Origin of the sequence: Taklimakanibacter lacteus, assembly GCA_003576695.1 — a bacterium.
In the GTDB taxonomy this organism is placed as follows: domain Bacteria; phylum Pseudomonadota; class Alphaproteobacteria; order Rhizobiales; family Aestuariivirgaceae; genus Taklimakanibacter; species Taklimakanibacter lacteus.
Genome location: QOZQ01000001.1, coordinates 371,856 through 396,148 on the forward strand (window position 1 = coordinate 371,856; position 24,293 = coordinate 396,148).

At 62.0% G+C, this 24,293-nt stretch carries 25 protein-coding genes and 1 tRNA gene; 12 read left to right on the forward strand and 14 right to left on the reverse strand.

Annotation, left to right across the window (positions count from 1 at the left end; translation table 11 throughout):
- Positions 1 to 64 precede the first annotated feature (64 nt).
- The 4 genes from DT068_RS01720 to DT068_RS01735 all read right to left on the reverse strand — a co-directional run bounded on the left by DT068_RS01720 (position 65) and on the right by DT068_RS01735 (position 5,007).
- The gene (locus tag DT068_RS01720; protein WP_119388036.1) at positions 65 to 973 is read right to left on the reverse strand and encodes an ABC transporter permease subunit; all 909 of its coding nucleotides are present in this window, start codon (positions 971 to 973) and stop codon (positions 65 to 67) included.
- A 4-nt stretch (positions 974 to 977) separates the two neighbouring features.
- Positions 978 to 1,988, reverse strand: a complete 1,011-nt coding sequence (locus DT068_RS01725) for an ABC transporter permease subunit (RefSeq protein ID WP_119388037.1) — start codon at positions 1,986 to 1,988, stop codon at positions 978 to 980.
- 53 nt (positions 1,989 to 2,041) lie between these two features.
- Entirely contained in the window at positions 2,042 to 3,640 is a 1,599-nt protein-coding gene (locus DT068_RS01730; RefSeq protein ID WP_119388038.1) for an ABC transporter substrate-binding protein, read from the reverse strand.
- 119 nt (positions 3,641 to 3,759) lie between these two features.
- The gene (locus tag DT068_RS01735; protein ID WP_119388039.1) at positions 3,760 to 5,007 is read right to left on the reverse strand and encodes a phenylacetate--CoA ligase family protein; all 1,248 of its coding nucleotides are present in this window, start codon (positions 5,005 to 5,007) and stop codon (positions 3,760 to 3,762) included.
- Positions 5,008 to 5,084: 77 nt separating this feature from the next.
- On the opposite strand from DT068_RS01735, the gene DT068_RS01740 reads away from it, so the two are divergent.
- Entirely contained in the window at positions 5,085 to 5,750 is a 666-nt protein-coding gene (locus DT068_RS01740) for an outer membrane protein (RefSeq protein WP_119388040.1), read from the forward strand.
- On the opposite strand, the gene DT068_RS01745 is transcribed toward DT068_RS01740, so the two are convergent.
- Both DT068_RS01745 and DT068_RS01750 read right to left on the reverse strand, forming a co-directional pair.
- A complete protein-coding gene (locus DT068_RS01745) occupies positions 5,751 to 6,863 on the reverse strand; it encodes an NAD(P)/FAD-dependent oxidoreductase (protein WP_119388041.1) in 1,113 nt (370 codons plus the stop codon). It abuts the gene before it with no gap.
- Positions 6,860 to 7,924 carry a dipeptidase gene (locus DT068_RS01750; RefSeq protein ID WP_119388042.1) on the reverse strand — a complete coding sequence of 355 codons (1,065 nt, stop codon included), beginning with the start codon at positions 7,922 to 7,924 and terminating at the stop codon, positions 6,860 to 6,862. The genes DT068_RS01745 and DT068_RS01750 overlap by 4 nt, the downstream gene beginning before the upstream one ends.
- A 167-nt stretch (positions 7,925 to 8,091) precedes the next feature.
- On the opposite strand from DT068_RS01750, the gene speB reads away from it, so the two are divergent.
- Together speB and DT068_RS01760 are read left to right on the forward strand one after the other, a co-directional pair.
- Complete coding sequence (gene speB, locus DT068_RS01755) at positions 8,092 to 9,066, forward strand: agmatinase (protein WP_119388297.1); 975 nt, start codon at positions 8,092 to 8,094, stop codon at positions 9,064 to 9,066.
- 4 nt (positions 9,067 to 9,070) lie between these two features.
- Positions 9,071 to 9,496, forward strand: coding sequence for an EamA family transporter (locus DT068_RS01760; RefSeq protein ID WP_119388043.1), 426 nt, complete (start codon positions 9,071 to 9,073; stop codon positions 9,494 to 9,496).
- A 145-nt stretch (positions 9,497 to 9,641) separates the two neighbouring features.
- Here the strand turns inward: DT068_RS01760 and DT068_RS01765 are convergent, their stop codons facing one another.
- Positions 9,642 to 10,436, reverse strand: a complete 795-nt coding sequence (locus DT068_RS01765) for a maleate cis-trans isomerase family protein (RefSeq protein WP_368904363.1) — start codon at positions 10,434 to 10,436, stop codon at positions 9,642 to 9,644.
- Between the two features lie 79 nt (positions 10,437 to 10,515).
- On the opposite strand from DT068_RS01765, the gene lnt reads away from it, so the two are divergent.
- The 4 genes from lnt to trmB all read left to right on the forward strand — a co-directional run bounded on the left by lnt (position 10,516) and on the right by trmB (position 14,826).
- On the forward strand, positions 10,516 to 12,081 hold the full coding sequence (gene lnt, locus DT068_RS01770; RefSeq protein WP_162913946.1) for an apolipoprotein N-acyltransferase: 1,566 nt from the start codon (positions 10,516 to 10,518) through the stop codon (positions 12,079 to 12,081).
- A gap of 290 nt (positions 12,082 to 12,371) precedes the next feature.
- Entirely contained in the window at positions 12,372 to 12,722 is a 351-nt protein-coding gene (locus tag DT068_RS01775; RefSeq protein ID WP_438816395.1) for a helix-turn-helix domain-containing protein, read from the forward strand.
- Between the two features lie 254 nt (positions 12,723 to 12,976).
- Positions 12,977 to 14,170, forward strand: coding sequence for a methionine adenosyltransferase (metK, locus tag DT068_RS01780; protein ID WP_119388046.1), 1,194 nt, complete (start codon positions 12,977 to 12,979; stop codon positions 14,168 to 14,170).
- Positions 14,167 to 14,826 (forward strand): tRNA (guanosine(46)-N7)-methyltransferase TrmB, encoded by a 660-nt coding sequence (gene trmB, locus DT068_RS01785; protein WP_119388047.1) that lies wholly within the window; start codon positions 14,167 to 14,169, stop codon positions 14,824 to 14,826. Before metK ends, trmB begins: the two co-directional genes overlap by 4 nt.
- A 119-nt stretch (positions 14,827 to 14,945) precedes the next feature.
- On the opposite strand, the gene DT068_RS01790 is transcribed toward trmB, so the two are convergent.
- The 5 genes from DT068_RS01790 to DT068_RS01810 form a co-directional block, all read right to left on the reverse strand.
- Complete coding sequence (locus DT068_RS01790) at positions 14,946 to 15,299, reverse strand: gamma-butyrobetaine hydroxylase family protein (protein ID WP_119388048.1); 354 nt, start codon at positions 15,297 to 15,299, stop codon at positions 14,946 to 14,948.
- Positions 15,292 to 15,477 (reverse strand): Trm112 family protein, encoded by a 186-nt coding sequence (locus tag DT068_RS01795; RefSeq protein ID WP_119388049.1) that lies wholly within the window; start codon positions 15,475 to 15,477, stop codon positions 15,292 to 15,294. The genes DT068_RS01790 and DT068_RS01795 overlap by 8 nt, the downstream gene beginning before the upstream one ends.
- Before the next feature lie 7 nt (positions 15,478 to 15,484).
- Positions 15,485 to 16,156, reverse strand: a complete 672-nt coding sequence (locus DT068_RS01800) for an LON peptidase substrate-binding domain-containing protein (protein ID WP_119388050.1) — start codon at positions 16,154 to 16,156, stop codon at positions 15,485 to 15,487.
- A gap of 6 nt (positions 16,157 to 16,162) precedes the next feature.
- Positions 16,163 to 17,092, reverse strand: coding sequence for a thioredoxin (gene trxA / locus DT068_RS01805; protein ID WP_119388051.1), 930 nt, complete (start codon positions 17,090 to 17,092; stop codon positions 16,163 to 16,165).
- 130 nt (positions 17,093 to 17,222) lie between these two features.
- Positions 17,223 to 17,717, reverse strand: a complete 495-nt coding sequence (locus DT068_RS01810) for a prolyl-tRNA synthetase associated domain-containing protein (protein ID WP_119388052.1) — start codon at positions 17,715 to 17,717, stop codon at positions 17,223 to 17,225.
- Positions 17,718 to 17,828: 111 nt separating this feature from the next.
- Here DT068_RS01810 and DT068_RS01815 point away from each other — a divergent pair.
- Positions 17,829 to 17,903, forward strand: a tRNA-Gly gene (locus tag DT068_RS01815).
- 244 nt (positions 17,904 to 18,147) lie between these two features.
- Entirely contained in the window at positions 18,148 to 18,957 is an 810-nt protein-coding gene (locus DT068_RS01820; RefSeq protein WP_119388053.1) for a TIGR04255 family protein, read from the forward strand.
- 932 nt (positions 18,958 to 19,889) lie between these two features.
- Here the strand turns inward: DT068_RS01820 and DT068_RS01830 are convergent.
- Positions 19,890 to 20,147: a hypothetical protein gene (locus DT068_RS01830; protein WP_162913947.1), complete on the reverse strand. Its 258-nt coding sequence runs from the start codon at positions 20,145 to 20,147 to the stop codon at positions 19,890 to 19,892.
- 54 nt (positions 20,148 to 20,201) lie between these two features.
- The gene (locus tag DT068_RS01835) at positions 20,202 to 21,131 is read right to left on the reverse strand and encodes a Gfo/Idh/MocA family protein (RefSeq protein ID WP_119388056.1); all 930 of its coding nucleotides are present in this window, start codon (positions 21,129 to 21,131) and stop codon (positions 20,202 to 20,204) included.
- 377 nt (positions 21,132 to 21,508) lie between these two features.
- Between DT068_RS01835 and DT068_RS01840 the strand changes: the two genes are divergently transcribed.
- The 3 genes from DT068_RS01840 (at position 21,509) to DT068_RS01850 (ending at position 24,242) form a co-directional block, all read left to right on the forward strand.
- Positions 21,509 to 22,492 carry an ABC transporter substrate-binding protein gene (locus DT068_RS01840; RefSeq protein WP_119388057.1) on the forward strand — a complete coding sequence of 328 codons (984 nt, stop codon included), beginning with the start codon at positions 21,509 to 21,511 and terminating at the stop codon, positions 22,490 to 22,492.
- Positions 22,493 to 22,654: 162 nt separating this feature from the next.
- Positions 22,655 to 23,458, forward strand: a complete 804-nt coding sequence (locus DT068_RS01845) for an ABC transporter permease (RefSeq protein WP_119388299.1) — start codon at positions 22,655 to 22,657, stop codon at positions 23,456 to 23,458.
- Position 23,459: 1 nt separating this feature from the next.
- Entirely contained in the window at positions 23,460 to 24,242 is a 783-nt protein-coding gene (locus tag DT068_RS01850) for an ABC transporter ATP-binding protein (protein ID WP_119388058.1), read from the forward strand.
- Positions 24,243 to 24,293 lie beyond the last annotated feature (51 nt).

A 24,293-nucleotide genomic window follows, 5' to 3' on the forward strand; every position in this document is an offset into this window, starting at 1 on the left:
CTCGACTGAACCTGATCTTCGCCAGAAACCCGGACTCGAGACTGATCGTTCCGTACCGTCATAGTCAGCTCCGCTTGAGACGCGGGTCAAGCGCGTCGCGCAAGCCGTCGCCCATGAGATTGATGGCCAGCACAGTAACGAGGATGGCGATGCCGGGCATCGTCACGACCCACCAGGCGCGGGTTACAAATTCGCGGGAGTCGGCCAGCATCGTACCCCATTCGGGAGTCGGCGGCTGGGCGCCCATGCCGAGAAAGCCAAGCGCCGCGGCGTCGAGAATGGCGGTGGAGAACGACAATGCTGCCTGAACAATGAGCGGAGCCATGCAGTTCGGCAGGATGGTGACGAACATGAGTCGCAACCGGCCAACGCCGGAAACCTTTGCCGCCGTCACATAATCTTTCACCATTTCGCTCATCACGGCGGCCCGAGTGAGGCGGACGTAGTGGGGCTGCTGGATCAGCGCGATCGCGATCATCGCGTTGGTGAGGCTGGGCCCGAGCAGCGCCACCAGAACGAGCGCAAGCAGAAGGCTTGGAAACGACAGGAATACGTCCATCACACGCATCACCGCATTGTCGAGCGGCCCGCGGAAATAGCCGGTGAAGAGGCCGATCGTGACGCCGAGAGTCAGTGAGATCGACACCACAATCACGCCGATGAACAGCGAGTAACGGCTGCCATAGATCAGACGCGAGAGGATATCGCGGCCCACGGCGTCGGTGCCGAGGATAAAGCGATAATCCCCTCCCACCTGCCAGACGGGAGGCTTGAGGAACGCGTCTCGGTATTGCTCATGCGGCGCATGGGGCGCAATGACATCCGCGAAGACGGCCAGAATGACGACGAAGAGGAAAACGGCGAGACCGGCGACCGCGCCGCGGTTCTCGCTGAAATAGCGCCAGAACTCGGTGAGGAGCGTCATGCGCCCTGTCTTCCGGGTGTCGGCAACTGTGGCGGCGGCGTCGCTCATGTCTCTACCTCCCATGCCGTATGCGCGGATCGATGAGGCCGTACAGCAAGTCGACGATGAGGTTGACCAGCATGACGACGCCGGCAATGAGCAGAAGCCCGCTCTGCACGGAAGGATAGTCGCGGCGCGAAATGGCGTCGATCATCCACTTGCCGACGCCGGGCCAGGAAAATATCGTCTCGGTGAGGATGGCGCCTGCGAGCAGTGTGCCGACCTGCAGGCCGATGGTGGTGATGACCGGGATCATGGCGTTGCGAAGTGCGTGGATGCCGATGACCCGAAATGGCGCCAAGCCCTTGGCGCGGGCAGTTCGCACATAGTCATCGCCCAGCACCTCCAGCATGGCGGAACGCGTCTGCCGCGCGATGACGCCAAGCGGAATGGTTCCGAGCACCACGGTCGGCAAGATCAAGTGGCGGACGGCAGACGTGAAGGCGCCTTTCTGGCCCGACAGGAGACTGTCGATCAGCATGAACCCAGTCACCGGCTTGAAGAAATAAACGAGCCCGATGCGGCCCGACACGGGCGTCCATTGCAGCGTCACCGAAAAGAAGATGATGAGCAGGAGACCCCACCAGAAGATCGGCATGGAATATCCGACGAGTGCTGTTCCCATCACCGACTGGTCGTAGACGCTGCCGCGCCGCACGGCAGCGACGACGCCCGCCGGTATGCCGAAGATGACGGCAAAAAGCATGGCGCAAAATGCAAGTTCCACCGTCGCAGGAAACAGCGTGAGAAATTCGTTCAGAACCGGCGCCTTGGTCTTGAACGAAATGCCGAAGTCGCCCTGCAGCAGTTTCCAGAGATAGGTAAAGTATTGTTCCCAGATTGGCCGGTCGAACCCGAACTGGCGGAGCAGTTCCTCATGCCGCTCGGGCGGAAGCGAACGCTCGCCGGACATGAGCAGCACTGGATCGCCGGGGAGAAGACGAATGAAGCCGAAGGCGACAATGGAGATGCCGATAAACGTCGGCACCAGCAGCAAAAGCCGGGAAGCGAGGAAGCGGAGCATGAAGCTATGGAAGGAGGGCGGCTCCGATGCGGGGCCGCCCCCTCTGTCTCGTTCTATTCGGCGATGTCAACGCCGTCGAAGCGATGCGAGCCCAATGGGTCCATCTTGTAGTTCGACACCTTCTTGCTCATCGGCATGAATACGACCGAGTGAGCGATTGTGGCCCAAGGTGCCTGTTCCTTGAAGACCTTCTGGGCTTCCGCATAGAGCGGCTCGCGCTGGTCGTTGGTGGGTAGCGTCTTGGCCTTCTGGATCAAGTCCTCGAAGGGCTTGTAGCACCACTGTGCCCGGTTGTTCCCGCCGACCGCCGAACAGCCAAGCAACACGGCAAGGAAGTTGTCCGGATCGCCGTTGTCGCCGGTCCAGCCGAGCAGCACAGCGCCGTCGCGGTCCTTGGCTTTGGAGCGCTCCAGATACTCGCCCCACTCGTAGGAGACGATTTCCGCCCCGACGCCGACCTTGGCGAAGTCAGCCTGGATGAGTTCGGCCATCTTGCGGGCGTCTGGATTATAGGGGCGTTGCACCGGCATTGCCCAGATCTTCATCTTGAGGTCGGAAACCCCGGCGTCTGCCAGCATTTTTTTGGCAGCTTCCGGGTCATAGGTGTCGTCGACCGTCTCGTTGTTGTAGGACCACATGGTCGGCGGGATCGGGTTCTTTGCCGCGGAGCCCGCGCCCTGGAACACGGCGTCGAGTATGGCCTGCTTGTTGATCGCCATATTGAGGGCCTTCCGGACTTCAACCTTGTCGAACGGCGCCTGCATCGTGTTGTAAGCCAGATAGCCGACGTTCAAACCTTCCTGTTCCATCACGTCGAGATTGGGATCGGCCTTGAGGCTGGCGATCTCGGCTGGCGGCGGATAGGGCGCCACATGACATTCGCCGGCCTTGAGCTTCTGCATGCGCACCGCGGCGTCGGTGGTGATGGCGAAGATCAGATCGTCGATCTGCTGCTTGCCGCCCCAGTAGTCCGAATGTGCGTGGTAGCGGATGACGGCATCCTTCTGGTAGTCGACGAACATGAACGGGCCGGTGCCGACCGGTTGCTGGTTGATCATGTCCTTCTTGCCATCGGCTTCCAACTTGGCAGCATACTCGGCCGACAGGATCGAGGCGAAATCCATCGCAAGGTTGGCGATGAACGGAGCCTCGGGGCGATTCAGCACGAATTTCACCGTGTAATCGTCAACTTTCACGATGTCCTTCAGCAAGGCGGGCATGTCCATACCGTCGAAATATTCCCAGGCGACGCCGGCGGTATACTGGTTCCACGGATGATCCTTCTTCCACTGACGGGAGAAGGAGAAAATCACGTCATCGGCGTTGAAGTCACGGCTCGGCGTGAAATAGGACGTGGTATGGAACTTGACGCCCTTACGAAGCTTGAAGGTGAACTCGAGGCCGTCAGCGGAGGCTTCCCAGCTCTCGGCTAGACCCGGAATCACCTTGGTCGTGCCGCGTTCGAACTCGACGAGGCGATTATAGATCGGACGCGATGAAGCGTTGAAGGTGGTGCCCGCAGTATATGGCGCAGGATCGAAGCCTTCCGGCGAGCCCTCGGAACAATAAACCAATGTCTTGGCACTGGCCGTGCCGGCCGCAAGCATTGTCGTAAAGAGCAATGCCGATGCGAGCGTCGTTACGCGTTTCATGGATAGTCCTCCCTGGTACATCTTGTTAGCGCCTTATTCATTCAAGGCGGGGTTGCATATAAGCAGCTTTTTCAACGGAAGTGAACTGACTGGAAAAACGCGGTGAATACCGGTTTTCCTCAGTTTATTCCGGGGCTTCTTATTATACTTTCGGCCGGTTTCCCGGCTGTTCCCGGCTCGATTTCGGGAACCACCGCAATCGTGAGCTTCAGCCCGTGCAGCAGCTCCCCGAGCGCGTCACGCAGGGCCTTGAGCTGGGCGGATGAGGGCGGTGTGGGGCAAACGACCCTGAAAACCGCGTCATGGCGGGTCGTCTGCACCAGCTGCCATTCGCGATGATCGAGTATGGCCACAAACAGCTTTGCGGCAACGCTCGGATAGAAGAGATCGCCATTGGGCGCCCGGAACAGATTGCGTTCGCGCCCGACCACCCGCTTGATGCCGCGCAAGGCTTTGTCCGCCAGAAGCGGATCCATGACCGCGAAATCGCCGGGCGCATAGCGGATAAGGGGGGTGGCGTGATTGTAGAAAGGCGTCAGGACGACATGGCCCGGCCGCTCGGCCGTTTCCTCCAGGCATTCGAAGAGGATGTTTTCCTCGCAGACGAGCAAGGACCCTTCCTTGCCCTCAAAGGCAATGGCGCCAACCTCGGAGGTGGCATAGGCCTCGATCAGCGTGATTCCGAGCTGGCGCGCCAGGCGGGTGCGGGTTTCCGAGTGGATGACTTCGCCGGTCAGAACGGCCACGCGTAGATTGCGGAAAGCCTGGCCCGTATCGAAATCGAGCCAGGCGAGGAGCTGGTTCGGATAGGTGACGAGATGGGTTGGTGCTACGCGTTCCAGCAAAGCGAGCTGGTCCCTGGCCGGCAGATGCAGGGGAATGGTGATGGCACCCGTTGTCACCTGGTTACCCAGATCGGCGGGCACGGAACGGACAGCGGCGACGGCGCCAATGGCGCCCTTGTCATGCCAGTCGATGGCGCGGCCGAGCAAAGCGCTGGACGCGATGCGGCTGAGCTTGGTGCGCTGGAAGCGGAAAGGCACGCCGGTGGAGCCCGAGGTCATGTCTTCGTCCAGGGGCAGCATTTCCGGCGGCAGCCAGTCGGCGCCCAGGGCCTTCTCATTGTCCTTCGCCTCGCGGCGGGTGAGGATGGGAAGGTCGCCCCAGCGCGACCAATCGATAGCCCCGTCGGGCCTGAAGAGCAGATCGAGGCGGCCGCTGTCGCGATAGAAGGGGACGTGCTGGCGGGCGTGGCGAATGAGGCGCTCGAGCAGGCGGCGCTGGTGATCGATGATTTTCTGGCGCGTCGAGGTCTCGCTCCGCAGGATGTTCCTGAAGAATTGCTGGGTGAGGGCTGCCTCGTTCACGGACCTTCTCGTCGCTTGCCGGTTTGCGCGGGCCTATGCTACGTATAGTAAATTAGCCAGGACAATCGGGAGTTTGAATGGCTGGGGCTCGATTGCAATCAAAACTCATCGCTGCTGCGCTGGTCGCGGGCAGCGCCGGTGCGGCTCAGGGCCAGGAAGTAGACTGGACCGGGTTCTATGCCGGTGTCCATGCCGAATACCTGTGGGGAGAGCCGACCGTAGACGGGTCGATCGCCCCCTTCATTTTCGACGAAGATATTGATGGCTTTGGTGGCGGCGCCCAGGTGGGCTTCAACTACCAGATCGACCACTTCCTGATCGGCGCGGAAGCGGATATTACCGGCCTGGACACGGATGGCGAAGTTTTCAATCTCAAGAATCCGGGCTTTTCCGAAGGCATTACCGTCGACCTCGATTGGTTGGCGACGTTGCGGGCACGGGCCGGCTTTGTCTTCGATAGCATTCTTGTCTATGGCACCGGTGGCTTCGCCTGGGGCGGCGGCGACAGCGACTATTTCGGTTTCGGTGATTTCGACAGCAAAAGTTCGCTCTCATGGTCCGGCTATACGATCGGAGCCGGCGCCGAATATCTGCTGAACGACCGGATCTCGGTCAAGGCGGAATATCTCTATGTCGATCTCGATAATGAAGATCTCGATGTGCAGATCTCCGGCTACAGGGACGTAGGTATCGAGGCCAATATCGTCCGCCTGGGCGTCAATTATAATTTAGGCGCGCCCTGATCAGTTGAAGCGGGCGGGCGAGATATCCTGAAGCTTCAGCCCTTCTCTTTCTATATAGCCCGGCATGCCGGCGCCCCTGACCAGGGCGGCGGCGAGCTCGCCCAGGGCGGGTGAGGTCTGGATGCCATAGCCGCCCTGGCCGATGAGCCAGAAGAAGCCTTCCGCCTCCCCGTCAAAGCCGCAGACCGGATTGCCATCGGGCACGAAAGAGCGCAGGCCGCCCCAGCTTCCCTCGAGCCTCGTTACCTCGATGTCGACCGCCTCCTCGAAGCGGGCGAGGCCTTCGGCGAGCGTCATGTCGTCGGCATAGGCGTCATGCGGCTCGACCGGCTCGGCCTCGGCGGGCGACACCAGAAGCCTGCCGCCGGAAGGCTTGGCATACCAGGTCTCGCCGGCATCGCCGACAAAGGACCAGGCCATCACATTGGCATCGGGCGGCACGGGAACGACCGCCATGCTGCGCCGCTTGGGCTGCAGGCCCTTGGGCTGGACGCCTGCGAGCCCGGCGATCACATCGCCCCAGGCGCCGGCGGCATTGATGAGGACCGGCGCCGAGAAGGTCCCTTGCGGCGTCGCCACGTGCCAGGCACCCTCGCGCCGCGCGATCGTCTCGGCCGGCGCCCGGCAGATGATCTCGCCGCCTTGCGTCTTCGCCATGCGCAGGAAACCCTGATGCAGGAGATCGACATCGATGTCGGCCGTGGTGGCATCGAGCATCGCCAGGCTGGCATAGGTCTCGCGCAAGGGCGGGAATTTCCGCCGCGCTTCCGCATAGGGGATTTCCGCGAAATCGAGGCCGGTCTTGAGCAGGGATTCCGCGTGCTCGCGCTGGTGATCGGGCACGACGAAGATGGTCTCGCGCGGCGAGACCAGGGGAGCGGCGGCAAAGCCCTGCGGCGGCGTTTCAAAAAAGCCACGGCTGGCGCGGGTCAAGGCGCGGATCGAGGGTGGGCCGTAATTGGGCTCATAGGTGGCGGCCGACCGGCCGGTCGAGTGATAGCCCGGCCGCTCCTCCATTTCGAGGACGACGACCTTGCGGTCGCGGGCAAGATGGGCTGCCACCGAGGCGCCGGCGATGCCGGCGCCAATGACGATGATGTCGGCTGTCATCATGCGCCCCAACTGCGTTCGAGCACCCTGATCCAGTTCTCGTGACAGAGCTTGCGCATGACGTCATCGGTGAAGCCGCGCTTCCTGAGCGCGCTGCGCAGGCTGTCCAGGCCTGAGACATCGCCGATCTCGGCGGGAACGACGGCGCCATCGAAATCGGAGCCGAGGCCGACCCCTTCGATGCCGAGATGCTGAACCAGATAGTCGATATGGCGCAGCATCTGGTCGATCGGCGTATGGGGGTCGACCTGGCCGTCGGCGCGCAGGAAGCAGGTGGCGAAATTCAGCCCCACCATGCCGCCCGAATCGCGAATGGCGGCGAGCTGCCGGTCGGTGAGATTGCGCGTGTGCTGGCAGATGGCATGGACATTGGAATGGGTGGCGATCAGCGGCGCCTTGCTGAGGCGCGCCACATCCCAGAAGCCTTTCTCATTGAGATGGGAAAGGTCGATGGCGATGCCGAGCTCATTGCAGGCCTTGACCAGCGCCTTGCCGGCATCGGTCAGACCGGGTCCGGTATCGGGGCCGGCCGGGTACCGGAAGGGCACGCCATGGCCAAAAATGGTGGGGCGGCTCCAGACCGGGCCGATCGAGCGCAGGCCCGCCTGGTAGAAGACCTCGAGTGAATCGAGCTTCTCGTCGATGGCTTCGGCGCCCTCGATATGGAGCACCGTCGCCATCACGCCCTTGTCGATGCAGGTGCGGATCTCCTGCGCGGTGCGGCATACCTTGACCTGGCCCTGCGAGGCGCGCTCGATGCGGAACAGGATGGCCATCATGGCAAGCGCGGTGGGCAGCGCCTCGGTGGAGGAGATGATCCGCGGCAAGGGGACGTCATAGGACGATCCCTTCATCATCTCCTCGACATCGCCAATGTCGTCCCTCGAGGAGATGTAGACGGCGAACATGCCGCCGGCAAAGCCGCCGGCCTTGGCGCGCGGCAGATCGATATGGCCCTCGCCGTCACCGGCAAGGAAATGCTCATGCGCCCGGTCGTTCTTCTTGTTCAGAAGCCGCAGGAGCACATCATTATGGCCGTCGAAAATAGGGATTCTGTCAGTCATCGGGTGAACCGTAGGAGAGGGGAAAGGGTGCCATTACCCCATGTGGCAGCGTGAGTGAACCCCTTTAGGCGAGGGGCAGGTCTGCGGCCTTGGGGAACATTGCTATTTTGCAAGCCTCGCGGCCCCGTGTCATGGTCACGCCCATCACGCAATGGTGGGGTTTTCGCATGGTGAAGAATTCGGAGCGCCCGTTCAACCAGCCGGTGTCGGGTTTCGTGACGCCGCGCTTTGGCGGCATTGCCACCTTCATGCGCCTGCCGCATGTGCCGCTGGACCAGGCGGATGGCATCGATATCGGCCTCGTGGGCATTCCGTGGGATGCGGGCACCACCAACCGGCCGGGGCCTCGCCATGGACCCCGCCAGCTCCGCGACAATTCCGCGATGGTCCGGCGCATGCACCAGGTGTCGCGCATCTCGCCCTATGACATCGCCAATTGCGCCGATCTCGGTGACTGCCCGGTCAATCCGGCCGACGTGCAGGACGGCCTCGAGCGGATCGCGACCTGGTTCAAGGCGCTTACGGCCAAGGGGATCAGGCCATTGGTCGGGGGCGGCGATCATCTCTGCTCGCTGCCGGTGTTGCGGGCGGTGGCTGAGAAGCGGCCTGTCGGCATGATCCATTTCGATGCCCATACCGACCTCTATGACGAGTATTTCGGCGGTTTCCGCTATACGCATGGAACGCCGTTCCGCCGCGCCATCGAGGAGGGCCTGCTCGACCCCAGGCGCGTGGTGCAGATCGGCATCAGGGGCTCGATGTATGACGCCGAGGACGTCAACTTTGCCGAAAAGGCCGGGGTGCGCATCATCCGCATCGAGGAAGCGATGGCGAAGGGGCCGGAGACCGTCATGGCGGAAGCGCGGCGCATCGTCGGCGACAGCCCTGTCTATGTGAGCTTCGACATCGACATGCTCGATCCCGTCTATGCGCCGGGCACCGGGACGCCCGAGATCGGCGGCTTCACCACCTTCCAGGCGCAGCAGATGCTCAGGGCCCTGCGCGGCCTCCATATCGTCGGGGGCGATGTGGTCGAGGTGTCGCCGCCCTTCGACGCTTCCGGCCTCACCGCCTATGCCGGCGCCACGATGATGTTCGAGATCCTGTGCCCGATGGCGGAGGATGTGGCGAAACGCAGGTGATGCGATGCTGTCATCCTGGCAATTCTGGGCGCTTCTGTCGGCCGGCTTCGCGGCATTGACCGCGCTCTTCGCCAAGGTCGGAGTCGAAAACATCAATCCCGATCTTGCCACCTTCATCCGTACCCTGATCATCGCGGCGGTGCTGGCCTTGATCCTGGCGGCGAGCGGGCAGTTCCGCTCGCCCGGCGAAATATCGGGGCGGACCTATCTGTTCCTGCTGCTCTCCGGCCTTGCGACCGGGGCCTCATGGCTGTGCTATTTCCGCGCGCTGAAGCTCGGCGATGCGGCGCGGGTCGCGCCGGTCGACAAGCTCAGCATCGTTCTGGTGGCGGTGTTCGCGGCGATCTTCCTCGGCGAGAAACTGTCGCCCACCAACTGGCTGGGCGTGGCGCTGTGCACGGCGGGGATCGTGCTGGTGGCGTTGCGTTAGAGCGCTTCTCCGCCTTTCATGCATTCGTCACCCCGGCGAAAGCCGGGGCCCCCTGAATAGAATCAACCGGGCGGTGCTGTTCGTATTTCACGAATTTAATAGGCCCCGGCTTTCGCCGGGGTGACGGTAGAGGGGAGGATTCGGGTCACGTCGTCAGCGGCAGCGTGAAGAGCTTGCCCCATTGCGGCAGCGCCTCGTCATATTTGGCGAGGCGCAGCGCATGCCAGGCCATGGCGTGATTGGAGGAGGTGACGGGCAGGCCGATCTCGCGTTCGATATCGGCGGCGGCTTCGGCGAGGCGCACCGAGGTGCAGGAGACGAAGACCGCATCGATCTCGGCGCGCTTGCGGATCGCCAGGATGCCGTCCTTGATCGATCTGGGCGTGATGCGGGCGACGATGTTGTCGTCTTCCTCGTTGAAGGAGCCGAAGACCGGCACGGTGAAGCCGCGCGCCGTTATATAGCTCGCGACGATGCGGTTCACATCGGCGCGATACGGGGTGAGGACGCCGATGCGGCGCGCGCCGAAGGCATGGAAGGCGGCAAAGGCGGCGGTGATCGGCGTCGTGCATTCGACATTGGGCCGCGCCTCGCGGATGCGGGCGAAGACCTTTTCCTCGCCGATCGCCATCGAGGCCGAGGTGCAGCCATAGGCGATGACGTCGAAATCGGCGCCGGGCAGGATGACATCGGTGGACTGGGCGATGCGCGGCTCCATGGCGCGCAAAGTCTCGGGCGTGATCTGCGCGTCATTGAGGATGCGGCTGTGATAGAGCGCCACGCCGGGCAAGCCCGACATGACCTGGCGCCATTCATGCTCGATCGTGTAATCGGTGGCGAGGACGATGAGGCCGATGCGCGCCCGGGACGCAATGCCGCGGTCGGTCTCGAAGGGCAGATGCTCGAGGAGCAGCATGCCGTCTTTCGCCTTCTGGTCCATCCAATGCCCTCCTTCGGCCGCATCGAGCAGTGTATCAGAGGCGCCGCCCCGCACCTATAGTGACATCATGAGTCGATCCTTGAGAATTGCCCAAAGCGTAAGCGAGCTCGGCGGCTGGCGCAGGGCGGCCATGCTGCTCGTCGCCGGCGCAGCGGCAGGCCTTGCCATGCCGCCCTTCGATGTCTGGCCACTGCTGTTCCTGGCCTTTCCGGTCTTGATCTGGGCGCTCGATGATGCAGCGCCGCGCCGCGCCTTCCTTACCGGCTGGCTGTTCGGGCTCGGCTACTTTTCGGTCTGCTTCTACTGGATCGGCATCGCCTTCCTGGTCGATGCGGCGACCTATTTGTGGATGATGCCCTTCATGGTGGGGGCGCTCTCGGGCGGCATGGCGCTTTATTGGGGACTGGCGGCGCTCGCCACGGTCCTGCTGCGTCGACAAGGCCTTGCCCGCATCATCGCTTTCGCCCTGTGCCTGGCGCTTGCCGAATGGTTGCGCGGGCATCTCCTGACCGGCTTTCCGTGGACGGCGCCCGGACTTGCGGTCATCGGCATGGGTGCCCTGGCGCAAACGGCCTCGCTCATCGGCATGACGGGCCTGACCCTTTTCATCGTGCTGTGGGCCTCATTGCCGGCGCTCTTCGGCTTCGCCTCATTGCGAAGGCGCGAGATCATCGCGGCTCTCCTGCTGATCGCGCTCCTGCCGGCCCTGTGGCTGTGGGGCAGCACCCGGCTTTCGGCGACGCAGGACGATCCGGCCACGAAAGTGAATATCCGCATCGTGCAGCCCAACATCTCGCAGGATGATAAATGGCGGGGCGACAATGCGCGCCCCATCTTCGACAAGCTCAAATTCCTTTCGAGCCAGGCGAGCCCGCAAAGACCCAACGGCATTGCCGATGTGTCGGTGGTGATCTGGCCCGAGAGCTCGGTGTCCTTCTACATGGATGAAAGCGTCGAAGGCCTGAACGAGCTTGCCGACATGCTGCCCGACGGCACGGCGCTGGTGATGGGGGCGCTGCGCCGCGAGAAAGGGGCGGAGGGCGAAAGACGCGTCTTCAACAGCGTGCTCGGTCTCGACAGCGATGCCAATGTCGCGGCGCGCTATGACAAATGGCGGCTGGTGCCGGGCGGCGAATTCCTGCCGTTCGAATCCATCCTCGAGCCCCTGGGCTTTCGCAAGGTCGTCACCGTGCCGGGGAGCTTCGCCGCGGGGCCGGGCCCCCGCAATATCGCGCTGCCGGGACTGCCGCCGGCAGCGGTGCTCATCTGCTATGAAGCGATCTTTCCGCATGATCTTGTCGATCCGACGCAGCGGCCGGACTGGATCATCAATGTGACGAATGACGGATGGTTCGGAAAATCAAGCGGGCCCTATCAGCATCTGGCGCAAGCGCGCCTGCGCACGATCGAGCAGGGGCTGCCTCTGGCGCGCGCCGCCAATACCGGCATATCGGCGATCATCGATTCCTATGGACGCATCGTGACATCGCTCGGCCTCGGACAGGAAGGCGTGCTCGACGGCACGCTGCCCAAGGCTTTGCCACCCACCTTGTATGCGCGCGCCGGCGATTGGATGCTGTTGGTCCTGATGCTGCTTCTCGGCGCGATCGGCATCGTCGTGCGACAATCGAAGCCGAAGCAATGAAGTGATCGGATTTTCAGGAACGGTGTGATCGGATAAAAACACACGCTGGGTAAGCTTGCGGGAATGTGAAAAAAGCAACGCAAAAATGTTGAACCTAAGTATAAATCCATTTGTCAAAATCAGATGGGTGGTCTAAGCATTACGCCGCCGAAATGACAGGGGCTGAGGCTCAGGTTTTCTCGGTAAAGCACATTTGGTCAGACCGGGGGAAGCAGTGGTCGGACAAAAGTACTTTAATGACAAAAAGAGACCCGAATTTCGTAGACCGTCATGTGGGCAATCGGGTGCGCATGAGACGGCTCCTCGTCGGCATGAGCCAGGAAAAGCTTGGCGAACTGCTCGGCATCACTTTCCAGCAAGTCCAGAAATACGAGAAAGGCTCGAACCGGGTCAGCGCTAGCCGCCTGTACCAGATTTCGCGCGTGTTGGGCGTACCGGTCCAGTATTTCTACGACGAGCTGAAAGGCGACGACGACCCCTCCGGCTTCGCCGAATCAGAGGGAGCGGACGCTATTGCCGGCGCGCTGCAATCGCCCGATGGCGTGCAGATCGCCCGGATATTCAGCGAGACCACCGATCCGGAGAAGCGCAAGCTCATCCTCAATGCGGTGAAATTGCTGGCCGATTACAAGGGGCCGTAAGGCCCCTTGCAGCCATGCCGAATGCGAAGTTCCTGTGCGGCGGCTGCGGGCAATCTCAGCGCCAGGGGTCCGAAAGCACTAGAGTAATGAAATTGCTGGTGTTCTTCCCCTTCGCATGCCTGCCGCCACGGCCGGCGAACGGGCGGACCGAGACATCGGCTACGCTTGACCTCATTTGCCAAGCCTGCCAGAAGACGCGCGGCTTTCCGCGGGAGTTCGCGGGGGATTTTGATGCGATTTGATGTGAGATGACAATGGCGCGGAAGAACTATCTCTTTACCAGTGAATCGGTTTCCGAAGGGCACCCGGACAAGGTCTGTGACCGTATCTCCGATGAGGTGGTGGATCTGTTCTATCGGGAAGCGATCGAGCAGGGCATGAACCCGGCGCATGTCCGGGTCGCGTGCGAGACCATGTGCACGACCAACCGGGCGATCATCGCCGGCGAATATCGAGGTCCCGTCAGCGTCACGCATGACAAGATCGAAGCCGCGGCGCGCAACGCCATCAAGGATATCGGCTACGAGCAGGACGGCTTCCACTGGAAGAACGCCAAGATCGAGATCCTGCTGCACGGCCAGTCGGCCGATATCGCTCAAGGGGTCGATGCCGCCGAAACGAAGGATGAAGGGGCGGGCGACCAGGGCATCATGTTCGGCTATGCCTGCGATGAGACGCCGGAGCAGATGCCGGCGCCCATCTATTACGCCCACCGCATCCTGCAGGCGCTGTCCGAGGCGCGCCGTTCGGGCAAGGAAAAGGCGCTCGGTCCCGATGCCAAGAGCCAGGTCACCGTCCAGTACAAGAACGGCAAGCCGGTCGCTGCGACCCAGATCGTCGTGTCGCAGCAGCATCTCGATGAGAGCCTCACCTCCAAGGACATGCGCAAGCTGATCGAGCCCTATGTGAAGAAGGCGCTGCCCAAGGGCTGGATCACCAAGGACACCATCTGGCACATCAACCCGACCGGCAAGTTCTTCATCGGGGGCCCGGATGGCGATTGCGGCCTCACCGGCCGCAAGATCATCGTCGACACCTATGGCGGGGCGGCGCCGCATGGCGGCGGCGCCTTCTCGGGCAAGGACCCGACCAAGGTCGACCGCTCGGCGGCCTATGCGGCGCGCTATCTCGCCAAGAACGTCGTGGCGGCAGGCCTCGCCAAGCGCTGCACCATCCAGCTCTCTTATGCGATCGGCGTGGCCCAGCCCCTGTCGATCTATGTCGACACCCATGGCACCGGCAAGATCGAGGAGAAGGCGCTCGAGAAGGCGCTGGCCAAGGTCATGGACCTGACGCCGCGCGGCATCCGCAATCATCTCGGCCTCAACAAGCCGATCTATGCGCGCACCTCTTCCTACGGCCATTTCGGCCGTCATTCGGAAGGCGACGGCGGCTTCTCCTGGGAGAAGACCGATCTCGTCAAGGCGATCAAAGCTGCGGTGAAGTGAGCGAAAGAGACCGGCGCTTCCAGCTCTATGGGCGGCGCAAGGGCAAGGCGCTGCGTCCCCATCAGGCGAGGCTGATCGCCGAGCTCCTGCCGCAAGTGACTTTCGATCCCGCGCGTCTCGATCGGGCGCGGCCTTTGCGCCTCGAGATCGGCTTTGGCGGCGGCGAGCATCTGGCGCACCAGGCGGCGCTCAATCCCGACATCGCCTTCATCGGCGCCGAGCCCTTCGTCAATGGCGTGGCGAAGCTGCTGGCGGTCATCGAGGCGGAGAAGCTCGGCAACATCTCCATTCATCCCGACGATGCGCGGGCGCTGTTCGGATTGCTGCCTGATCGCTCGCTCGAGCGCATCTATCTGCTCTATCCCGATCCCTGGCCCAAGGCGCGCCATCTGCGCCGGCGCCTCGTCTCACCGGAGACGCTCAGGCAGTTTCACCGCCTGCTGAAGCCCGGCGGATTGTTCCTGTTCGCCAGCGACATCGCGCATTATGTGCAATGGACGCTGTTCGAGATGCGCAAAGCGGGCGGCTTCACCTGGCTCGCCGAAAGTGCCGATGACTGGCGCAAGCCATTTCCCGACTGGATCGAGACACGCTACGAGGCGAAGGCGAAGCGCGAGGGACGGGTGCCCTGCTATCTGACTTTCAGAAGAGACTGATTCCTCTCTCCGTCATCCCGGCGAAAGCCGGGATCCATTGAATTCGCGAAGGGCGGGCAGCGCCGCCCGGTTGATTCTAGTCAGGGGGTCCCGGCTTTCGCCGGGATGACGGTTGTGGATCAGCGCGTCAGCTTCTCGTCCGCGAGCTTCTGCAAATAGGCGGGCCAGCGGGTCTTCTCGTCGCGGCCGAGCTCGCGCAGATAGCCCCAGGTGTAGAGGCCGGTGTCGTGACGGTCATCGAAGACGATGCGCAGCGCATAGTGGCCGACGGGGGCGAGGCGCAGGATGCGCACATTCTTCTTGCCGGCGACGGTGACTTCCTGGCCGGGCCCATGGCCCTTCACTTCGGCGCTCGGGCTCTCGACCCTCAGATATTCGGCGGAGAGCGCATAGGTCTCGTTCGGGCCATACTGGACCTCGAGTGTGCGGCCATGATCCCTGAGGCGGATTTCCTCCGGCGGATCGCTACTCATTTTCGCCGAGCTCGCGGGCCTCGTCGGCCAGCATGATCGGGATGCCGTCGCGGATCGGATAGGCCACGCGCGCGGCGCGCGAGATCAGCTCCTGCTTCTCGCTGTCATATTCAAGCCTGGTCTTGGTCAGCGGACAGACCAGGATTTCGAGCAGCTTGGGATCGGTCTGCCGGCTCATCTCTGCCTCACTGCAGGCCCGAGCTCGGGCCCGAGCCCTGGCGCGCCAGCGCCATCTCTGTCAGCGCGATCAGCACGTCGGCGCGGGATTTGAGATCCTTGGCCTCGAGCAGCGCCTGCTTGTCGCGCGGCGCATGCGGCGCCAGCACGGCCAGCGTGTTGACGAGCGCCTCGGTCGAAGCGGCCCTGACCTGGTCCCAGTCGGCGCTCATGTCATTGGCGTTGAGATAATCGCGGAACACCTTGAGAAGCGAGGTGCGATCGACCGCCTCTTCATCCTCGGCATCGGCGAGATCGCCGGCGAAGCCCGTGAAATCCGCCTCGACCTGGCGATAGGGCCGGTCGGAGGCGATCTCGCGTGTCACGGCGAAGCGGCAGACGCCTGAGAGCGTGATGAGGATGCGGCCATCCGGCGTCTCGGTGAAGGAGGTGATACGCCCGGCGCAGCCGACCTGCTTCAGCGCCGGGCTGCCTGAGAGATCGGCGTCGTCGTCATCAGGCTGGATCATGCCGATGAGGCGGTCGCCCGACAGCGCATCCGACACCATCGCGAGATAGCGCGGCTCGAAGATGTTGAGCGGCAATTCGGCATGCGGCAGCAGCAGCGCGCCCGGCAGCGGGAACACTTTCAGGTGGCGCGGCAGATCGGAAGGCGATCGATACTGGTCGATGAAACCCATGGCCTATCAAGAGAACAGAATAGAGGACAATTTACGGCGGCCCAGGATGGTGAACTCGTCCTTGGGGCCCCAGGCCTCGAAGAACTTGACCAGCTGCTTGCGCGCCGCCTCCTCGTTCCAGTCGCGCTTCTTGCGCACGATATGGAGGAGATGGTCGAGCGCCTCTTCCTTCTTGCCGGCGGCATTGAGCGCCACGGCGAGATCGAGGCGCGCCTGATGGTCGTCGGCATTGGCCTCGAGGCTGCGCGTCAGATTGGCGATCTCGCTGTGGTCCACCGGCGTTGCTGCAAGCTCGAGCGCCGCCTTGGCGCTCACCACTTCGGGATCATTGGCCTTGGCGGGCGGCACCAGCGCCAAAGTCGCCCTGGCCTGGTCGAGATCGCCCGAGCCGATATAGCATTTGACGAGGCCGGCGAGCGCGCCTGCATGCTCGCGGTCGACGCCCAGCACCTGGGCGAAGATCTGCGCCGCCTCGGCGAACTGGTTCTGGGCCAGCGCCTCGCGGCCGGCGGTGACGGCGGCCTCCAATTCCTCGGCCATGCCGCCCTGGCTGCCCAGGCGGTCGATGAACTGCTTGATCTGGCTCTCGGGCAGGGCCCCCATGAAGCCGTCGACGGGCTGGCCATCGACAAAGGCGAAGACGGCCGGGATCGACTGGACGCGCATCTGGCCGGCGAGCTGCTGGTTCTCATCGACATTGACCTTGACCAGGCGGACCTTGCCATTGGCCTGGGTCACCTGCTTTTCGAGCATCGGGCCGAGCTGCTTGCAGGGACCGCACCAGGGCGCCCAGAAGTCGACGATGACCGGCACCTTGCGCGACATCTCGACGACATCGGCCATGAAATTGCGGGTGTCGGAATCCTTGATCAGGGCGCCAGCGGGCGGGCTGCCGGCGCCATTGGTCTTGAGGGCGGCTTGAGGGGAAGCTTCCATGAAACGGCCTTTCGGAGCGGAATTCACCCCATAGATGGCGGATCGGGCAGGTGATTGCAACCCGAAGGGCCGGAGATGCTTTCCGCACGTCAAATCCCCGAAAACAGTGAGAAATCCGCCCCGGGGCCGGTCAGGCCGCCAGCGCCACGATGCGCGGTTCATGGCCGCAGGAGCGGATGAAGGCAACGAGATCGGGCGTCTTGATGGTGGTCGTCGCGTCATTGCCGAGCGGGTGATAATTGAGCAGGGCCTCCTGCATCATGCGCTCCTCGAGGATGACGGTGATGCGGTTGCCCACATCATTGATGAGGCCGAAAGGCGTGACCGAGCCCGGCTCGACGCCCAAAAGCTCCATCAGGAGATCGGGCTTGCCGAAGGAGAGGCGCCTCGAGCCGATGCGGGCCGGGGCCGCCTTGAGGTCGATCCTTGCGTCCTCGAGGCAGACGATGAGCCACACGGCGCCCTTCTCGTCCTTGAGGAAGAGGTTCTTGCAATGGCCGCCCGGGATCTGGCCGCGCAAGGCCTGCGCCTCATCGACGGTGAAGACGGGCGGGTGCTCGCGGGTCTCGGTCGCGATACCGAGCGCGGAGAATCGGGCCATCAGGTCGGCGCGGCTGGCGGGCATTTTCACCTTCTAAGTGAAGTGTTTACGGTCAAAGCGAGGTTCCTATTGCATTTGTCCGGGGCATGCGCAATAAGACCGGCGCGCCGGGCTTGCCCCGTCGCCTTACCTATTGCGGGCGTAGCTCAGGGGTAGAGCACAACCTTGCCAAGGTTGGGGTCGAGGGTTCGAATCCCTTCGCCCGCTCCAGGTTTCATCGTAAGTGGCTTACGAAGTTCCTCTAATACACTCTGGGGTGCGTAGCTTTTTTGCTATCATGCCGAATTTAATCCACTTTCGGGATGTCGAAAGAATCGGATATTCGTTGCAAATGTGTACATTCGGCCAATATGACAATGGTCGGTGACGAATTTTGTGCTGCGAATCGGACCAGGTGCCACCATTTTGACGTTGGACGCTCACCGGGTGTCGCCATAGCGTGCCGGGAGAATCTATGACTAGGCCGCCACACCTTGCCGAGTTCCGGAAACCGCCCCTAAACGAGGTTGTGCTCGGCATTCAATTTCAGCCGCCTGCGGGCTACCAGCAAATTCGTGCCGGCGAAGTCTGGTGTCTCTTTCGAGATCGGTATCCGTCCGTCGAAGAAAAGCCGGCGTTGCCGCCGCAATTTGAGACATTCGGCCCATTGCAGGGACAACGTCCGCGCCTAGAATTCCTTACAGGCGCGCAGCATGATCGGTATTGGTTCATTTCAAAGGATCGGGATGAACTTATGCAGTTCCAATCCGATCGGCTCCTTCACAATTGGCGGCAAACCCCGGGTGTTTTGCGTACTTACCCTCGTTTTGATGTGATGATCGCTGACTTCCAAAAAGAGATCAGCGAGTTTGAGCGCTATTCCAACAGCTTGGCGCCTCAAACACTGGAGGTCAATCAGTGTGAGACCTCATATATAAATCACTTTTCTTTAGGTACCCATGCGGGTTTCGAACGCGCATCAGACTACCTGAATCTTTTCGACTTTAACGACCGTGAGCCTGCCGACTTATCATGCTCATACTGGCGCACGATATTTGATAAAGGGGGAAAACCAACTGGCCGCTTTTATTGCGATATTGCGACAGCAGTATCTAAGGATGGCAGCCGGATAATAAGCGCGACACTAACTGTTCGCGGCACCCCAAGGGAACCTTCATGGCTCGCCGCATTAACTTATCTCGCCGAGGGTCGAGAAATGATCGTTGAAGAATTCACCGCGATAACGACTGGCAAGGCGCAGAATCTATGGGAGAGAACAAAATGACACGAGCGCAGAACAGCTCGGCTTTTACGAATGTAGTGCGAACGCTTGGCAGCGGTGGTGCAGTTGGTGCATTTTCCAGGCGGATCGTGTCCGAGCCTCTTCGGGACTGGCGTCCACCCGTTGTTAGTCAGCTAAACGAGTTGGTGGCGCTTGAATCGGGTTGGGACGGCTATCGTGCGCCGCCGGTAAGCTTCGAAACAGCGAATTTTGCGCTCCGCATGCTTGAAACCGTTTGTCCGGCAGACACAATAGTTCCGCAAGTCGTCCCTGGGCGGACCGGTGATCTTCAAGTTGAGTGGCATACAATACACGGCGATGTCGAATTGCACGTTCAGCGTCCTTTCAGGGTGACTGCTTGGCGTGGGAACGACGCGACTGGGCCGGCGGGAGAAGAGCTTGTCCTGACGAATGACTTTACGGAGATTGCTGACTGGATAGCCGAAATAGCGGGGTCTGCCCTTGCCGACGCCGCCGCCGCGTGACGCGGGAGGCGCCGTCATTCCCCACGACCACGAGGGGATTGGGCATGATGACGGAGTCATCCGCCGATTATCTGAAAGGCAGACGGTCGTAGGGGCAGATGGGCGGCGTCGTGTTTCTACGATAGCTTTCCAAGCCTCTGCGGGTCCGAATGGGGGTATGTCTGTTGACATTGAACCCTTTATTGCGGCAGCGGGCGAAAACCCCCGGGCATACGTCACTACGCCACGTTGGGTGGGGTCGGTTCGATTTACGGCAGGTGCGCTGAGGGGCGAGGGTTTCCAAGTCGGATATGATCCGCTTGAGGAAACCCCTTCTGAGCCGGCTAATCCATACCATGGTGAAGTTTGGGGAATTTTCACCAAAGACAAACAGAGGCGACTCCGAGCGCTGGCCGTTTGGTTCGTGCCTATACCGGGAATTGACCTCTGAGTTGTCAGTCGCTCTGAATATCAATATCGGCAGAGCCATGCGCCTGGATCTTTTAACTGCCGGTCTTTTCCCAAGGTAGGGCAGTTGAATTTCTCGGCGAGCTGCACGGTGTTGCATTTCTCGTTGGCGGCCTTGCGGCAGGCCTCACAGGTGACATGGAGCGTTTCCACGCATGTGCGGCCCTTGCCTTCGCACTCAGCCTTGACGCAGTCGACATCGGCAGATGCCTGTGCTGCGCCGAGACAGAGGATAAGCAGCGCGAAACCAGCTTTCCGCATGTCGATCACCGGAGTTGGATGCCAGGCAGCCTCATGCCGGCCGATGATATCGATCTAGCCGACCGGCGCAACCACCTTTGGCTTGCCGAGCATGAAGCAGTCGGACACCAGCTGCAGAGGAGAAGGATCGACCTCGCTCTTCTTCGCTTTCAGGAGGCGCGCGAATTTGGCGTAGATGTCCTCATATTCCCGCAGCACGGCCTTGTGCGCCGTCTTGCCGTTGATCTCGAGGATCGAGCCGCCATTCTTCAGATGCAGCTTCAGGCCGTCTCTGGTGGCGACCTCGATCTCCCAGGTTTCGCCGGTCTTCTGCCGCCAGTCGAAGACCGCCGAGAGATCCGCCGTTGCGCCGTCGCCGCGCTTGAAGCGGATATCGGCCGCGATCGGGGTCGCCGCATCGGCGGGCACTTCGATCGTGGCGCTGTCGACGAAAATGGGCTCGGGCAGGATCTTGGTCACGATGGAGAGCGCGTTGATGCCGGGGTCGAACACGCCGAAGCCACCGGGCTCCCAGATCCAGGCCTGGCCTGGATGCCATTTATGCACGTCCTCCTTCCAGGTCACGCGCAGGAAATCGACATGCTTGCCCCGGAGTTTGGCCTTGGCCATGTCCACCGACTTGTTGTAGCGCGAATGCCAGGTGGCATAGAGCACGCGTTTTTTCTTCCTGGCATAGGCCTCCATGGCGAGGAGCTCGCCCACCGTGGGGGTCGGCGGCTTTTCGATCAGGAGGTGCCAGCCATGGTCGAGCGCTTCGCGCGCCATGGCGAGGCGGACGGCCGGCGGCGTGCACAGCGCCAGGCAATCCACCTTGAGCTTGCTCGCCTTGAGGGCCGCAAGGCTCTCGAAATTGGGCACGCCTTCAATTTTGGCCGAACGGCTGACGCCCGCCACCAGGGTGAAATTGCGGTTCTTGCCGATGCAGGGCAGGTGTTGGTCCCGGGCGATCTTGCCGATGCCGGCGACGGCGATCCTGTAAGGCATGAGGCTTCCCCTGCTTCGAAAGGCAATGACGAAGCACCGATGTCTAGCACAGGAATCTCGGCCGGCAACGGCCCGGTCCGGTTTCTCCAATCATTTCAAGGGAGCCGGCCCGGCCGACAGTCCGCTGAATAGGCAAAAGCTAATCAAAGCTTCCATAAGACATGGTTTTCCCAAGCCGGTTTTTGCGTGACATTGAAGCCAAGCGGCGAAGCCCGCACAGGGAAAGCCAGGCCTTCACCTGAGCCGACCCTCCAGACCAGACTTCGGGGAACCCAGATGCAGCTCTTCGGCGCATCCCGGACGGGATGAAGGCCGATGCAACTCATTCTGCGAACCCCGCGGAAACGTCGACCAATGAACAAGGAGGAGGAAACGAAATGCTGAAATCATTGATGCGCAAAGCCGGACTGGCCGTGCTGTCCGCCGCGGCGGGCCTTTCCATGATGGCTTCCGCCGAGGCCGGAAACATGCGGCTCGGCATGACGACATGGGTGGGCTATGGCCCCATGTTCCTGGCCCGCGACAAGGGTTTCTTCAAGGAGAACGGCCTCGATGTCGAGCTTCGCATCATCGAGGACGCCTCGCTCTATATGGCCGCCATTGCCGCCGGCGAGCTCGACGGCAATGCATCGACCATCGATGAGATCATGAAATACCGCTCGCCCGAATTCTGCTTCAAGGCGGTGTTCGCGCTCGACGACAGCCATGGCGGCGACGGCGTGCTGGTGCATGACGGCGTCAATTCGCTGAAGGACCTCAAGGGCCAGCAGGTCGGCATGAATGAGGGCTCGGTCTCGCAGTTCTGGTTCAACATCCTCCTGACGCGTGAGGGCATGACCGAGAAAGACCTGCAGATCACCAATATGACGGCCGATGACGCGGCCGCGGCCTTCATCGCCGGCCAGATTCCGGCGGCCGTGACCTGGGAGCCGCATCTGTCGCTGGTGCGCAGCAAGAAGCAGGGCAAGGTGCTGATCGATTCCTCGCAGACGCCCGGCCTCATCGTCGATGTGGTGGCGCTGACCTGCGACTACATCCAGAAGAACCCCAAGGATGTCGAGGCCTTCGTGAAGGGCGTCTACAAGGCGGTCGAGTTCATCAAGACCAATCCGGACGAGGCCCATGCCATCATGGCCAAGGGCGTCGGCGGCTATCTCGAGAAGCCCGCCGATTTCGCCGAAGCCGCCAAGGGCGTGCGCTTTTACGACAAGCCGCGCAATATCGAGTTCTTCGGCACGCCGGACAAGGGCGAGGCCAAGGACCTCATGGATCTGGGCAACAAGATCTGGGGCGGCTTCCAGAAGATGAAGATGACGATCGGCTACGGCGATCTCGTCGACACGTCCTTCATCGACAAATAGATCACTTCATCCATCAGCGGGTTCCGGCACGCCAGAGTGCCGGGCCCTCTCATGGATTGAATCCGGCACTCCATCTCTTCTTTTGCGCATCGGATGATCCGAAAGCCGCTGCGCATTTTCCGGTCCGATGCTTTATATGCGGAACCCGCTTTCGTGAAACCGATGAACAACAAACGCTCCTTGTTTCAGACTTTCGTGACGCCGTTCGGCGACATACCGGCATCCGCCGCCATGATCGCCGGCGCCATCCTCTGGATTGCCGTGCTCGGCGCCTGGGCCGTCGCCACCTATGGCGGCTATGTCAGGGACATGTTCCTGCCGGTGCCGGATGCCGTCGTCAGGCGCGCCATCACGCTCGCAGCCGACGGCTCGCTCTTCGTCCATATGTGGTCGAGCATCAAGGTCGTCCTCCTCGGCTTCCTGGTCTCGGCCGCCATTTCGGTGCCGCTCGGCCTCTATATGGGCACCTACCGGATCGTGCAGGCGGCGCTGGAGCCCATGGTCAACTTCATCCGCTATCTGCCGGTCACCTCGCTGGTGCCGCTGTTCATCCTGTGGATCGGCATCGGCATCGAGCAGCGCATCACGGTCATCTTCTTCGGCACGTTCTTCTCGCAGCTGGTGATGATCGCGGATGAGGCGCGTGCAGTGTCGCGCGACCTCGTCAATGCCAGCTACACGCTCGGCACCAAGCGCAGCGAGGCGGTGTGGCATGTGATCTTTCCGGCCGCACTGCCCGGCATCATCAACACGCTGCGCGTCACCATGGGATGGGCCTGGACCTATCTGGTGGTGGCCGAGCTGGTGGCGGCCAATAGCGGGCTCGGCTTCATCTCGCTGAAAGCCATGCGCGGCTTCCAGGTCGACACGATCTTCCTCGCCATCGTGCTGATCGGCCTCCTGGGCCTCATTTCCGATCTCTTCTTCCGCTATCTCAGGCGTCGCCTGGCGCCATGGGCTGTATGAGATGAGCAAGGCGAAAGGCAGCCTGTCGGTCAACGGCGTCTCGCTGGTCTATTCGGCGGGCGAAAAAAGCGTGCTGGCGCTCGATGGCATATCCTTCGAGGTGCGCCCGAACGAATTCACCGTCATCGTCGGCCCGTCGGGCTGCGGCAAGTCGAGCCTGCTCTATATCGCAGCGGGGCTCACCGATGCGACATCGGGCCATATCCATACCGGTGGGCAGATGGTGACGGGGCCGGGCGCCGATCGCGGCATGGTGTTCCAGGCCTATACGCTGTTTCCCTGGCTCACGGTGCGCAACAATGTCGGATATGGCCTCAAGCGCAAGGGCATTGCGGCGGCGGAGCGGCAGAAGGTCGTCGATTATTATCTGGGCGAGGTCGGGCTTGCCGCCTTTGCCGATCACTATCCCAAGCAATTGTCGGGCGGCATGATGCAGCGCGTGGCGATCGCCCGGGCGCTCGCCAACGATCCCGACATCCTGCTGATGGACGAGCCCTTCGGCGCGCTCGACAGCCAGACTCGCCACACGATGCAGAGATTGCTGCTGCGCGTCTGGGAGCATGCGCAGAAGACGGTGGCCTTCGTCACCCATGATATCGACGAGGCGATCCTGCTGGGCGACCGGGTCATCGTGATGACGGCGCGTCCCGGCAAGGTCAAGGCCGATATCAGGATCGACATACCGCGCCCGCGCGACCCGGAAATCGTGCTGGAGCCCGAATTCATCGCGATCAAGCGGCGGATCATCAACGAGCTGCGCGACGAGATCGACGAGACGCACTAAGTGTCTTTTTGTTTGCGCATCGGACTATCCGAAAACCGCTTCGCACTTTTC